Annotated in this window: 11 protein-coding genes; 10 read left to right on the plus strand and 1 reads right to left on the minus strand. The window is 67.6% G+C overall.

Annotation, left to right across the window (positions count from 1 at the left end; genetic code table 11):
• The first annotated feature begins 231 nt into the window (after positions 1-231).
• From JQX08_RS06980 to JQX08_RS07015, 8 genes are all read left to right on the plus strand, one after another.
• Positions 232-1563 carry an MFS transporter gene (locus JQX08_RS06980; protein ID WP_204915567.1) on the plus strand — a complete coding sequence of 444 codons (1332 nt, stop codon included), beginning with the start codon at positions 232-234 and terminating at the stop codon, positions 1561-1563.
• Positions 1560-2222, plus strand: a complete 663-nt coding sequence (locus JQX08_RS06985; protein WP_204915568.1) for a DsbA family protein — start codon at positions 1560-1562, stop codon at positions 2220-2222. The genes JQX08_RS06980 and JQX08_RS06985 overlap by 4 nt, the downstream gene beginning before the upstream one ends.
• Positions 2219-2545 carry a Rieske (2Fe-2S) protein gene (locus JQX08_RS06990; RefSeq protein ID WP_204915569.1) on the plus strand — a complete coding sequence of 109 codons (327 nt, stop codon included), beginning with the start codon at positions 2219-2221 and terminating at the stop codon, positions 2543-2545. The genes JQX08_RS06985 and JQX08_RS06990 overlap by 4 nt, the downstream gene beginning before the upstream one ends.
• Positions 2542-3552, plus strand: a complete 1011-nt coding sequence (locus tag JQX08_RS06995) for a YeiH family protein (RefSeq protein WP_204915570.1) — start codon at positions 2542-2544, stop codon at positions 3550-3552. The genes JQX08_RS06990 and JQX08_RS06995 overlap by 4 nt, the downstream gene beginning before the upstream one ends.
• 71 nt (positions 3553-3623) lie before the next feature.
• Positions 3624-5417 carry an alpha/beta fold hydrolase gene (locus JQX08_RS07000; protein WP_204915571.1) on the plus strand — a complete coding sequence of 598 codons (1794 nt, stop codon included), beginning with the start codon at positions 3624-3626 and terminating at the stop codon, positions 5415-5417.
• Between the two features lie 30 nt (positions 5418-5447).
• Complete coding sequence (locus JQX08_RS07005) at positions 5448-6143, plus strand: CoA transferase subunit A (RefSeq protein ID WP_204915572.1); 696 nt, start codon at positions 5448-5450, stop codon at positions 6141-6143.
• 2 nt (positions 6144-6145) lie between these two features.
• Positions 6146-6775 (plus strand): CoA transferase subunit B, encoded by a 630-nt coding sequence (locus tag JQX08_RS07010; RefSeq protein ID WP_204915573.1) that lies wholly within the window; start codon positions 6146-6148, stop codon positions 6773-6775.
• Between the two features lie 229 nt (positions 6776-7004).
• On the plus strand, positions 7005-7778 hold the full coding sequence (locus JQX08_RS07015; protein ID WP_204915574.1) for a hypothetical protein: 774 nt from the start codon (positions 7005-7007) through the stop codon (positions 7776-7778).
• 48 nt (positions 7779-7826) lie between these two features.
• Here the strand turns inward: JQX08_RS07015 and JQX08_RS07020 are convergent, their stop codons facing one another.
• Positions 7827-8849 carry an AraC family transcriptional regulator gene (locus JQX08_RS07020; RefSeq protein WP_204915575.1) on the minus strand — a complete coding sequence of 341 codons (1023 nt, stop codon included), beginning with the start codon at positions 8847-8849 and terminating at the stop codon, positions 7827-7829.
• 300 nt (positions 8850-9149) lie between these two features.
• Here JQX08_RS07020 and JQX08_RS07025 point away from each other — a divergent pair, with 300 nt between their 5' ends.
• Together JQX08_RS07025 and JQX08_RS07030 are read left to right on the plus strand one after the other, a co-directional pair.
• Positions 9150-10715, plus strand: a complete 1566-nt coding sequence (locus JQX08_RS07025; RefSeq protein ID WP_204915576.1) for a methyl-accepting chemotaxis protein — start codon at positions 9150-9152, stop codon at positions 10713-10715.
• Between the two features lie 12 nt (positions 10716-10727).
• Positions 10728-12452, plus strand: a complete 1725-nt coding sequence (locus tag JQX08_RS07030; RefSeq protein ID WP_204915577.1) for an EAL domain-containing protein — start codon at positions 10728-10730, stop codon at positions 12450-12452.
• Positions 12453-12722: the final 270 nt, after the last annotated feature.

Genomic DNA, 12722 nt, shown 5'->3' on the forward strand with positions numbered 1-12722 from the left:
GCCGCAGCGCGGTTGAGTCAGGCGTCAGCCCCCTGCCAGGCAGGGGGCTGACAACGAACAGGCTGTGAAAAAGCTTCTGCCATGCCCGTGGCCACGCATGCGCCACGATGCAGGTCGCGGCAATCGCGGGCAAGCCCGCTCCCACAAGGGGCGGGGCGGAGCTTTTTCACAGGCTGGTTTGTCACCCCATCAGCATTACAGCAGTGCGCTCGAAGAGAGCGAGGAGCCAACATGGCCTTTCACCACAGCCCCGCGGATGATGATATCGACACCTCGGTCGGTATTCCGCGCACCTACGCCTGGGTGGTCTTCGCCCTGACGTTCGGCCTCTTGCTCTCCGACTACATGTCGCGGCAGGTGCTCAACGCGGTGTTCCCGCTGCTGAAAAGCGAGTGGGCACTGTCCGACGGCCAGCTCGGCCTGCTCAGCGGCATCGTCGCGCTGATGGTCGGCCTGCTGACCTTCCCGCTGTCGCTGCTCGCCGACCGTTTCGGGCGGATCAAGAGCCTCGCCCTGATGGCCTTGCTGTGGAGCCTGGCCACCCTGGGCTGCGGCCTGGCGCAGGACTACCCGCAGATGTTCATCGCGCGCTTCATGGTCGGCGTCGGCGAGGCCGCCTACGGCAGCGTCGGCATCGCCGTGGTGCTCTCGGTATTCCCCAAACACCTGCGCGCCACCCTGGCCGCCGCGTTCATGGCCGGCGGCATGTTCGGCTCGGTGCTCGGCATGGCCATCGGCGGTGTGCTCGCCGCGCACCTAGGCTGGCGCTGGGCGTTCGCCGGCATGGCGCTGTTCGGCCTGCTGCTCGCCGTGCTCTATCCAATCATCGTCAAGGAGTCGCGCACCTCGCCGAAGCGCTTCGCCACCGCCGCCAGCAAGGTCGTCGACAGCGCCGCGCGGCCGCTGCGCACCCTGTATTCCAGCCGTTCGGTGATCGCCACCTATATCGGCAGCGGCCTGCAGCTGTTTGTTGGCGGCACGGTGATCGTCTGGATGCCCAGCTACCTGAACCGCTACTACGCGATGGGCACCGACAAGGCCGCCGGCATCGCCGCGCTGATCGTGCTGAGCAGCGGCGCCGGGATGATCCTCTGCGGCATGCTCAGTGACCGCCTGTGCCGGCAGAACGCCGAGCGCAAGGTCAGCCTGGCCATCGCCTACTGCCTGGGTAGCTGCCTGCTGCTGTCGGCGGCCTTCGCCCTGCCAGTCGGCCCGGCCCAGCTGGTGCTGATCGGCCTGGGCATGCTGATCGCCGCCGGCACCACCGGCCCGGCCGGCGCGATGGTCGCCAACCTGACCCACTACTCGGTACACGGCACCGCCTTCGCCACCCTGACCCTGGTCAACAACCTGCTCGGTCTGGCCCCTGGCCCGTTCATCACCGGCAAGGTCTCCGATGTGATCGGCTTGCAGGCGGCGTTCCAGCTGGTGCCGCTGATCAGCATCGGCGCGGCGCTGGTGTTCTTCTACGCCCGCCGCCACTACCTGCGCGACGTTGCGAAACTGCGCGGCGCGCCTAGCGAATTGAAGGTCGGCCCGCTGGCCTGTGAGGTGCAATCGTGAACCGTACGCTGCGTATCGAAGTGGCCTTCGATTTCATCTGCCCCTGGTGCCTGATCGGCAAGCGCCAGCTGGACCGCGCGCTGGCGCAGCTGCGCAGCAGCCACCCGCAGGTGCAGGTTGAGCTGGTCTGGCAGGGCGTGCAGCTGCTGCCGAATATCCCGACGCAGGGCGAACCCTTTGCCGCGTTCTACCTCAAGCGTCTGGGCAGCCCGGAGGCGGTGCGTCTGCGCCAGGCCCAGGTGCAGCAAGCGGCGGCGGCAGCCGGGTTGGAGATCAACCTGGTCGGCATCGAGCGCATGCCGAACACCGCCGACGCCCACCGCCTGCTGCAGCTCGCCAGCGCCGTGGCCACGCCGGCGCAGTGCGAGGCGCTGCTGGAGCGCCTGTTCGCCGCCTATTTCCAGCGTGGCGAAGACCTCGGCGACCGCGCGACGCTGCTGGCCATCGCCGTGTCCTGCGGCTTGGCCCCGTCGATCGTGGTCGATTGCCTGCGTGGCGATGCGCTGCCGTTCTTCGGCGCGGTCAGCGGGGCCAGCGGCGTGCCGTACTTCGTCATCGACCGACGCTTCGCGGTGTCCGGCGCGCAGCCGGCCGACGTGTTGCTCGCCACCCTGCGCGAGGCGCTGGCGTTCGGCGTCGCCCAGGGGCAGCCGGCATGAGCGGACGCATTGCCGTGCCGGCCGAGAAAGTGCCGGCCGTGGGGCAGCGCGCGCTGTTCGAGTTCGATGACAAGAGCCTGGCGCTGTTCAACGTCGGCGGCCAGCTGCATGCCATCAACGACAGCTGTCCGCACCAGGGCGCCTCGCTGTGCGGCGGGCGCCTCGAGGGCCAGGTGATCCAGTGCGCCGCGCATGGCCTGCGCTTCAACCTGGCGACCGGCTACCTGCTCAACTCGACCCAACTCAAGGTCGCCCGTTATCCGGTCGAAGTGGTCGACGGCCAGACGTTCATTGTCATTGCTTCCGAGGAATCCCCGTCATGAGCAGCATCGCTCTTGTCAGCATTCAAAGCCGCGCGCGCGAATTGGCGCCGGGCATCGCCGTCAGCCTGATCGTCGCCGCGGCCGCGACCTTCCTCTCCGAGCACTACGGCGCACCGGTGATGCTGTTCGCCCTGCTGCTCGGCATGGCGCTGAACTTCCTTTCAGGCGAAGGCCAGTGCAAGGCCGGCATCGAATTCACCGCGCGCAGCGTGCTGCGCATCGGCGTGGCGCTGCTGGGCATGCGCATCACCCTCGAGCAGATCGCCGGCCTCGGCTGGAAGCCGGTGGCGCTGGTGGTCACGCTGGTGGTGGTGACCATCCTGGTTTCGGTGGTGGCGGCCAAGGCGCTGGGCTTCCAGCGCCTGTTCGGCATGCTCACCGGCGGCGCGACCGCCATCTGCGGCGCTTCGGCGGCCCTGGCGCTGGCCGCCTCGCTGCCCAACCACCCGCAGAAGGAACGCGCCACGCTGTTCACCGTGATCGGCGTGTCGGCGCTGTCCACCGTGGCGATGATCGTCTACCCGATGATCGCCAACTGGTTCGCCCTATCACCGCAGGAGGCCGGGGTGTTCCTCGGCGCTACCATCCACGACGTGGCCCAGGTGGTCGGTGCCGGCTACAGCATGTCCACCGAGACCGGTGACACCGCCACCGTGGTCAAGCTGATGCGCGTGGCGATGCTGCTGCCGGTGATCCTCGCCGCGGCGACCATTACACGCCTGCAGGGCGCCGACACCACCGGCAAGCGTCCGCCGTTGCTGCCGATGTTCGCCGTCGGCTTCCTGGCCCTGGCCTGCCTGAACAGCACCGGCTGGGTGCCGGCGGTGGTGCAGGGCGGGGTCAACGAGCTGTCGCGCTGGTGCCTGGTGGTGGCGATCAGTGCCCTGGGCATGAAGACCCAGATCAAGGAACTGGCCGCGGTGGGCATCAAGCCGATCCTGCTGATGGTCGGTGAAACCGTATTCCTCGTCGCCCTGGTGCTGCTGTTGCTGCACTGGGGCTTCTGATCCGCTTCGTTGAACCGGCGTGAGCGGCCTGTCGCCGCTTCGCATGCACTGCTGCAAGCAAGAGAGTTGTTATGAGTAAAGCGTCCCCCACCACTCCTTCGGCCAGCGCCGGCAAGCCCCGTGCGAAGGCGCGCAGCACTCGGCGTAAACCCGCCGAGGCGGCACCGGTGGACAACGTCCAGGAGCACGAACTGGCCGCCGGCGCGCTGAACCATACGCTGGCCGCCACGCCGTTGATGGGCGTGCGCCCGAGCGATCTGCTCAGCGCTGCCGGTTCGCTGTTCAAGGCCGTGGGCCGCACGCCGTTCAAGGCCGGTCGGCACGTCGGCAGCTACCTCAACGAGTTGCGGCAGATCGCCGTGGGCACCTCGAGCATGGCGCCGCACGCCAAGGACAAGCGCTTCGCCGACCCGGCGTGGCAGTCCAACGTGTTCCTTCGCGCGCTGATGCAGAGCTACCTGGCCGGCAATCAGGAGCTCAACCGCTTTATCGCCGAGGCCAACCTCGACCCGCTGGACAAGGGCCGCGCGCAGTTCATCGCCGCGCTGCTGTGCGATGCGCTGGCGCCGAGCAACCTGCTGCTGACCAACCCGGTGGCGCTGCGCAAGCTGGTCGATACCGGCGGCCTGAACCTGGTGCGCGGCGTACGCCAGTTCTCCCACGACCTGCTGCACAACCGCGGGCTGCCGGCACAGGTCGACAGCGCGCCGTTCAAGGTCGGCGAGAACGTCGCCAACGCCAAGGGCGAAGTGGTGTTCCGCAACGCGATGTTCGAGCTGCTGCAGTTCGCTCCGACCACGCCCAACGTGCATGCACGGCCGCTGGTGATGTCGCCGCCGCAGATCAACAAGTACTACGCCATCGACCTGTCGCCGGACAAGAGCCTGATCCAGTGGACCCAGGATAGCGGCGTGCAGATGTTCGTCATCAGCTGGCGCAACCCGACTGCCAAGCACCGCGACTGGGGGCTGTCCGACTACGTGCTGTGCCTCGATCAGGCAGTCGAGGTGGCGCGGCAGATCACCGGCAGCGCCGACGTGAACATGTGGGGCTCCTGCTCGGGCGGCATCACCCTGGCCGCCTACCTGGGCTGGCTGGCGGCGCGCGGCGAGGGCGCCAAGGTGGCCAATACCAGCTGGGCGGTGTGCGTCCTCGACATGCCGGCGGCGCTCGACGACACCACCCTCGGATTGTTCGCCACCCCGGCCGCGCTGCGGGCGGCCAAGGCCAGCTCGCGGCGCAAGGGTGTGCTCAGCGGCCAGGAGCTGGCGCGCATGTTCGCCTGGATGCGCCCCAATGACCTGATCTGGAATTACTGGGTCAACAACTACCTGCTCGGCAACAAGCCGCCGGCGTTCGACATCCTCGCCTGGAACAACGACACCACGCGGCTGCCGGCCCAGCTGCACGCCGACTACCTCGATCTGATGCGCCTGAATCCCTACAGCAATCCGGGGGTGATGCGCATCGCCGGCGAGACCATCGACATGAGTCAGGTCAAGGTCGGCGCCTATGTGGTCGGCGGCACCACCGACCACATCACGCCCTGGCAGGGCTGCTACGGCACCGCCCGGCTGTTCGGCGAGGACAGCACCTACGTGCTTTCCAACGCCGGTCACCTGCAGAGCCTGGTCAACCCGCCGGGCAATCCCAAGTCGTATTTCTACGCGGCCCCGGCCAGTGCCAGCGACCCCGAAGCCTGGCTGGAGGGCGCCGGCGAGCGCCACAGCGGCAGCTGGTGGCCGCACTGGCGCGCGTGGATTCAGGAGCGTTCGGGCGCCACTCAGGCGGCGCCCAAGCAGCTCGGTTCGCCGCAATACCCGCCGCTGTGCGCCGCCCCCGGCACCTACGTGCTGCAGCGCTGATCCCGGCCCCCATCCAAGCAGAGGACTGTCATGAACAAGATCTACCCCGATGCCCATGCCGCGCTGGCGGGCATCGTCGAGGACGGCATCACCATCGCCTCCGGCGGCTTCGGCCTGTGCGGCATCCCCGAGCGCCTCATTGAAGCGCTGCGGGAAACCGGCAAGAGCGGTTTCACGGTGATCAGCAACAACTGCGGCGTGGATGACTTCGGCCTCGGCCCGCTGCTCTACAGCCGGCAGATCAAGAAGATGATTTCTTCCTACGTCGGCGGCAACAAGGAATTCGAGCGCCAGTACCTGGCCGGCGAGCTGGAACTGGAGTTCACCCCGCAGGGCACCCTGGCCGAGAAGCTGCGTGCCGGCGGTGCCGGCATCCCGGCGTTCTACACCCGTACCGGCTACGGCACGCTGATCGCCGAAGGCAAGGAAACCCGCCAGTTCGACGGCCACTGGTACGTCATGGAACGCGCGCTGAACGCCGACCTGGCGCTGATCAAGGGCGCGGTGGCGGACAAGGCCGGCAACCTGATGTTCAACAAGACCGCGCGCAACTTCAATCCGCTGGCGGCCAAGGCCGGCCGGGTGTGCGTCGCCGAGGTCGAGGAGATCGTCGAGATCGGCGATTTGGCGCCGGACGACATCCACCTGCCGGGCATCTACGTCCAGCGCCTGGTGCTCAACCCGAGCCCGGAAAAACGTATCGAAGTCCGCACGGTGAGGAACTGATCATGGCTTGGACCCGTGAAGAGATGGCGCAACGCGCCGCCCAGGAACTGCAGGACGGTTTCTACGTCAACCTCGGCATCGGCTTGCCGACCCTGGTGGCCAACTACATCCCCGAGGGCATGGACGTCTGGCTGCAGAGCGAGAACGGCCTGCTCGGCATCGGCCCGTTCCCCGGCGAAGACGAGATCGACGCCGACCTGATCAACGCCGGCAAGCAGACCATCACCACGCTGCCGGGCAGCAGCTTCTTCGACAGCGCCGAGAGCTTCGCGATGATCCGCGGCGGCCACATCAACCTGGCCCTGCTCGGCGCCATGCAGGTGTCGGAGCAGGGCGACCTGGCCAACTGGATGATCCCCGGCAAGATGGTCAAGGGCATGGGCGGCGCCATGGACCTGGTGGCCGGCGTCAAGCGCGTGGTGGTGATGATGGAACACTGCGCCAAGGGCGGCGCGCACAAGATCCTGGAGCGTTGCGACCTGCCGCTGACCGGCGTCGGCGTGGTCAACCGGATCATCAGTGACCTGGCCGTGCTGGATGTCACCGCGGACGGTCTGCGCCTGGTGGAAATCGCCCCCGGCGTGAGTTTTGAGGAGCTGCAGGCCGCCACTGGCTGCCAGATCCTGGGGTAAGCGTCACACGCCCGTGACTCCATGCGGTGCGTTGACACTTTTCCGGGGTGTGATGCCCCCGGATTTTTACGGCGGCTGTTTCGGCAGCCGACCGTTTTTTTATTCCGGCTGGCGGACTGCCTTGCGCAGCGTCGCCGCCACGCGTTTCACCACTGCGGGAGTAAACCGAAGCAACCGAGTCGATTCGTCATAGCACCCGCCATAACAACAAAAAGCGAGGATAGGGAAGATGCGAACGAAATTGCTGCTGTGTCTGCTGAGTCTGTTGAGCACGCTGGCCTGGGGGGATGGGCGCAGTGTCCAGCAGTTGAGTGAACTGGACAGCCGCAGCCAGCTGCTGTGTGCCAGTGCCTTGCTGTACTTCACGCCGCTGGAGCGCGACCCCGATCCGCGCGCGCTGACGGCGGTCTTCTACCACCTGCAGAGCCTCGACACGACCATCGTCCAGCTCGGTCAGCCGGCCGAACTGGAACAGCCGCTGCGGGTCATGCAGCAGCTGTTCCGCGAACTCGACGGCTTGCCGCGCAGCCAGCGCCAGCGCTATCCGCAGCTGCTCCAGCAACTGCTCGCCGAGCAACAGAAGTTGCGCGAGGCGGCAGCCAAGCTGCAGGCCCCGCTGACCCTGGCCGAGGTCCAGGCGCGCCTGCCGCTCAACGCGCAGAGCAGCGATCTGGCCAGCCTGCTGCTGGATTACCAGTTGCGCCATTACCCGTTGCCGGAGCAGACCCGCACGCCGCTGGCGACCGACGCCCTGCAGGCACTCGACCGGCGCATCGAGCAGCGCTTCGACACGCTGATGACGCGCTACCCCGCGCACCTCGCCGAGCTGCGCAAGATCCAGAGCAGCTACCACTTCGTGCGCGCCGAGTTGCAGCAGAGCACCAGCCAGACCCATGGCGGCGCCGAGTTCTATCTGGGCCGGGCGGTCACCGATCTCGAGGAGCTGGCCTTGACCGTGGCGGGCGAGGCGAACGTGCCGAGCACCGCCAGCAACGCCAACTGAGCTGGCGCTTGGCGATCGCTGCCTGGGCGGGCAGCGGTCGCGCCCGGTTCAGTTGTTCTTGCGCGGGATGATGTTGTGCTGGCTGCGCCAGGTGGCCGGCGGCATGCCGAACTGCGAAATGAACCAGCGGGTGAACGAGCTCGGCAGCGAATAGCCGAGCATGTCGGCGATGCGCGCCAGCGAGTAGCCGGGGTTCTCCATGTAGCGCACCACCAGTTCGCGGCGCACGCTGTTGATCAGGTCGCTGAAGGTCACCCCGCCTTCCTCCTCCAGACGGCGCTGCAGGGTGCGCACGTTCATGCCCTGCGCCTGGGCGATCTGCTCGATGGTGGCGCGGCCCATCGGCAGCAGCAGGTAGATGGCCTTGCGCACGTCCTGGGCCAGCGAGCGGTCGTCGGCATTCTGCATGGAGTCCAGGTAGCGCTGCGCGTGGCGCGCCATGGCGGCATTGGCCAGCGGGTTGGTGCTGTCCAGGTTGGCCGCCGGGCAGACGATGCCGTTGAACTCAGCGCCGAACTCCAGCGCACAGGAAAACATCCGGCGATGCACCGAGAGGTCCGCGGGCGCCTCGTGGCTGAAGTTGGCGCTGATCGGTTGCCAGTGCGCGCCGAGCAGCGCGGCGCAGAACCGGTACATCACGCCGATCGCCAGCTCGGTGGCCTGGCGGCTGTGGGTCGGATAGTCGCTGACCAGCTCCTCGCGAATGATCACAGTCCTGCCGGCTTCCTCGATATGGATGGCCAGCGAGTCGTTGAGCCGATGCCGGTACTGCACGATGACTTGCAGCGCATCGCGCAGGCTGTGCTGATGGCTGAGCAGCAGGCTGACCTCGCCGAAGTCGGCGAGCTGGCGCAGCTCGGCCATGCGCAGGCCGAAGGTCTCGCAACCGCTCTGCTGCGCGGAGTTTTCCATCAGTCTGATCGCCGCCGAGACCGGGATGCGCTGCTCGGGGTCGCTGATCATGGCCTGGGTCAGGCCGACCTGGGACAGCAGCGCGTGGGATTTCAGCCCGAAGTGGCTCGCCACCTCCAGGTAGTTGGTCAGCACGGCGGAACGGGCTTGCACGGTCATCTTGTGGCTCGCTTATGGGCGGCTCCAGCGGGGCCGCGCGGCTCGAATTGAGCCCTCAGCTTAGCAAGCTTGGGTCACGAAATGAAAAGTGTCTGACAGCTAAAGCGAAGCGGCGGGGGAGGGGCGTTTTTACACTCCTGAGCATCCTGCCGACCTGTGCGTCTGGCCGGGATGCCCGGCCGCACAGGGTTGCGCCGGGCCAGGACCGAACTGCCCCGGCGGCCGTGCAACGCCGCCGGTGGTGGAGCTGGTAGGTGATCTTCGTAGGCAGTCGCGCGTGGTTACGCGCAGGGAGTAACGATGCGAATCAACATGCCGCTCACGGGGCGCGAGTGCCTGTATCCAGCCGATCAGCGCCTGGTATCGACCACCGATACCACCGGCAAGATCACCTACTGCAACGACGAATTCATCGCCGTCAGCGGTTTCACCCGCGAGCAGCTGATCGGCAGCCCGCACAACCTGGTGCGTCACCCGGACATGCCGGCTCCGGTGTTCGAGCAGATGTGGGCCTACCTCAAGGCCGGCAAGAGCTGGATGGGTATCGTCAAGAACCGCTGCCAGAACGGCGATCACTACTGGGTGAATGCCTATGTCACGCCGATTCTCGAAAACGGCCGGGTGGTCGGTTACGAGTCGGTGCGGGTCAGGCCGGACGCCGATCAGGTGCGCCGCGCCACCGCGCTGTACGCACGGTTGAACCAGGGCCGCGCGGCAGCCTCGCTGGGCGAACGCGTTGGCGTCGCGGCGCGCTTCCTGTTGCTGCCGCTACTCGGTGCGACGCTCGGCCCGCTGCTGTACCTCTCCGGTGCGGGCGGCTGGGGCGTGGCGCTGCCGGTGCTGTTGTCGCTGGCGCAGACCGCCGCGACGATGCGCTTCGTCAAGCGCGCCATGCGGCGGGTCGCCCTGGCGGCGCCCAAGGCGTTCGACAGCGAGCTGGTGGCGCGCACCTACAGCGACGACACCGGCGCGGTATCACGTCTGCAGCTGGCGATGATCAGCGAAGGCGCGCGGATTCGCACCGCGCTGGGGCTGCTCGGCGACTACGCCACGCGGACCGCCAGCCAGGCGTCGCAGAACGGCCAGCTGGTGCAGCAGGCCGAACAGGCGCTGCAGGCGCAGCGCGTCGAGGCAGACATGGCGGCCACCGCGATGCACGAGATGGCGGCGTCGATCAACCAGGTCGCCGTGCACGTGCAGCAGACCGCCGAGGAGGCGCGCCAGGTCAATCAACTGTCCATCGATGGCACGCGCCAGGCCCAACAGAGCCGCGCGGTGGTGGAGAAACTGGCGCACACGGTGGACGGCATCAGCGCCTCGGTGGCCGGTCTGGCCAGCGAAGCGCAGTCGATCCAGCAGGCGGCCAACATGATTCGCGCGATCGCCGAGCAGACCAACCTGCTGGCTCTCAACGCCGCCATCGAAGCGGCGCGGGCCGGTGAGCAGGGTCGCGGCTTCGCCGTGGTGGCGGACGAGGTGCGTGCCCTGGCGTCGAAGACCCAGGAATCCACCACCACCATCCAGGGCATCATCGCCAGCCTGCAGGACGTCGCCGGGCGCGCGGTGCAGATCGCCCACCAGGGCAGCGAGGAGGCACGCGCCGGCGTCGCGCGGGTGGTCGAAACCGAGCAGGCGCTGGGCGGGATCACCGTGGCCATCGAGCGCATCCATCAGATGTCCGAGCAGATGGCCTCGGCCGCCGAGCAGCAGAACGTGGTGGCCGAGGACGTCTCGCGGCAGATCAGCAACATCTCCACGGCCGCCGAGCAGAACGCCGCGGTCACCGCCCGCTCCGCGCACCTGGGTGGCGAGCTGGAAGCCACGGCCCATGCGCTGCACGCGCTGGTGGCGCGCTTCGATACCTGAGTGGGGTGCCGCGTGGATACGCAAGCGAAGCACCGCGAGCCGGATTTCGGCCTCGGTGAACTGGCCAGCGCGGTGTTCGACACTGCGGTGGACAGCATGATCGTCATTGATGCGCACGGCGAGGTGCGCGAGCTCAACCCGGCGGCGGTGCATACCTTCGGCTATGACCGCAGCGAACTGCTCGGTCAGAACATCAATGTGCTGATGCCCGAGCCGTACTACAGCCAGCGCACCGGCTATCGGCCCAACCTTCGCCGCGGCGGGTCGGCCAACCTGGTCGGTACGCGCCGCGAGGTGGTGGGGCGGCGCAAGGATGGCAGCTGCTTCCCCCTGCAACTGAGCGTCGGCGCGCTGAAGCTGGGTGGCCAGCGCCTGTTCGTCGGCATCTGTCACGACATCAGCGAGCGCCGTGCGCTGGATGACCGCATGGTTCAGTTGGCCACCTACGATGCGCTGACCGGTTGCCTCAACCGCCATCAGCTGCGCGAACGCCTGCAGCGCGCGGTCAGCGCCTGCGACGCGACGGGGCAGCGCCTGGCGGTGTTCTTTATCGATCTGGATGGCTTCAAGCAGGTCAATGACCGCCACGACCATCAGGTCGGCGACCGGCTGCTCGCCGAGGTCGCGCGGCGTCTGCGTGGCGCGCTGCGGCAGAACGACCAGCTGGCGCGGGTCGGCGGCGATGAGTTCGTGGTGATCGCCGAAGTCGGCGCGCGCGCCGAGGAGTCGGTGCAGCTCGGTGAGCGGCTGATTAAGTGCCTGGCGCCGCGCTTCCGGGTCGACGGCCTGAGCCTGAGCGTCGGCGCGAGCGTCGGGGTCAGCTTGTATCCGGGCGAGAGCCATGGCCTCGATCACCTGCTCAACGATGCCGACCTGGCCATGTACCAGGCCAAGGCCGCCGGCGGCAATTGCGTGCGGGTGTTCCAGCAGGCGTTGCGGCGACGCACCGAGGCACGTCTGCTGATGCTCGAGCGGCTGCGCGAGGCGTTGAAGGAGGAGCGCCTGCAGCTGCACTACCAGCTGCAGTACGCCCTCGAGGCGGAGCCGCGCCCGGTGGGCATGGAGGCGCTGCTGCGCTGGCATGACGGTGAGCGCGGCGCGGTGTCGCCCACTGAGTTCATCGGCCTGGCCGAGGAGTACGGGCTGATCGGCGCGATCACCCACTGGGTGCTGGAACGCGCCTGCCGCGACAACCTGGCGCTGATCCGCAGCGGCCTGCTCGATGTGCCGGTGGCGGTGAACATCTGTGGCTCGACCTTTTTGCGCGAGGACTTCCTCAGCCTGATCGGCGACAGCCTGGCGCGCACCGGCCTGCCCGGTTCACGGCTGGAACTGGAGATCACCGAGCGGGTGGCGGTGAGCAACCTGGACGACGCGGTGCAGATCATCAACAGCCTGCGCGCCAGCGACGTGGTGGTCAGCATGGATGACTTCGGCACCGGCTATTCGTCGCTCGGCTCGATCAAGCAATTGCCCTTCGACCGGCTGAAGATCGACCGCAGTTTCATTGCCGGGCTGCCGAACGACGCGGTCGACCAGGCCATCGTCCGGGCGGCGGTGCAGGTGGCGGCCAGCCTGGATATCACCGTGGTCGCCGAGGGCATCGAAACCGTGGAGCAGCTCGAATGCCTGCGCGCCGCCGGTTGCGACCACGGCCAGGGTTACTGGCTGGCCAGGCCGATGCCGCTGGAACAGCTGCAGGCGCTGTTGCGCAGCGGGCAAGCAGCGAACAGCTGAGCGGCGGCACGCGAAGCGCGGCAGTGGGGCGGTCTTTTTCGGCGATTTCACCCCGCGACGACGGCCTGATATGCCGCCTGCGCGCCGCCTTGGGCACGCGCTCAGGCACTGTTCGGCATGCCGTTTGGCACGGCCGTCATCGATGCGTGCAGGCCGTGTCACCAAATGAAAAATGGCTGACGTGAAATGTGAAGCGATGGGGGTGGGCGCTCTTTACTGTGGTCCGCAATGACTAGCCGGCCAGCTCGAGTGCCGGTCGCAACTGTAAAG

The organism is Zestomonas insulae (genome assembly GCF_016901015.1).
GTDB lineage: Bacteria > Pseudomonadota > Gammaproteobacteria > Pseudomonadales > Pseudomonadaceae > Aquipseudomonas > Aquipseudomonas insulae.

Bases quoted from the DNA above. Each gene is read 5' to 3' on its own strand.
- JQX08_RS06980 (WP_204915567.1), top strand. From the start codon at position 232: ATGGCCTTTCACCACAGCCCCGCGGATGATGATATCGACACCTCGGTC.
- JQX08_RS06990 (WP_204915569.1), top strand. From the start codon at position 2,219: ATGAGCGGACGCATTGCCGTGCCGGCCGAGAAAGTGCCGGCCGTGGGG.
- JQX08_RS06995 (WP_204915570.1), top strand. From the start codon at position 2,542: ATGAGCAGCATCGCTCTTGTCAGCATTCAAAGCCGCGCGCGCGAATTG.
- JQX08_RS07000 (WP_204915571.1), top strand. From the start codon at position 3,624: ATGAGTAAAGCGTCCCCCACCACTCCTTCGGCCAGCGCCGGCAAGCCC.
- JQX08_RS07005 (WP_204915572.1), top strand. From the start codon at position 5,448: ATGAACAAGATCTACCCCGATGCCCATGCCGCGCTGGCGGGCATCGTC.
- JQX08_RS07010 (WP_204915573.1), top strand. From the start codon at position 6,146: ATGGCTTGGACCCGTGAAGAGATGGCGCAACGCGCCGCCCAGGAACTG.
- JQX08_RS07015 (WP_204915574.1), top strand. From the start codon at position 7,005: ATGCGAACGAAATTGCTGCTGTGTCTGCTGAGTCTGTTGAGCACGCTG.
- JQX08_RS07020 (WP_204915575.1), bottom strand. From the start codon at position 8,849: ATGACCGTGCAAGCCCGTTCCGCCGTGCTGACCAACTACCTGGAGGTG.
- JQX08_RS07025 (WP_204915576.1), top strand. From the start codon at position 9,150: ATGCGAATCAACATGCCGCTCACGGGGCGCGAGTGCCTGTATCCAGCC.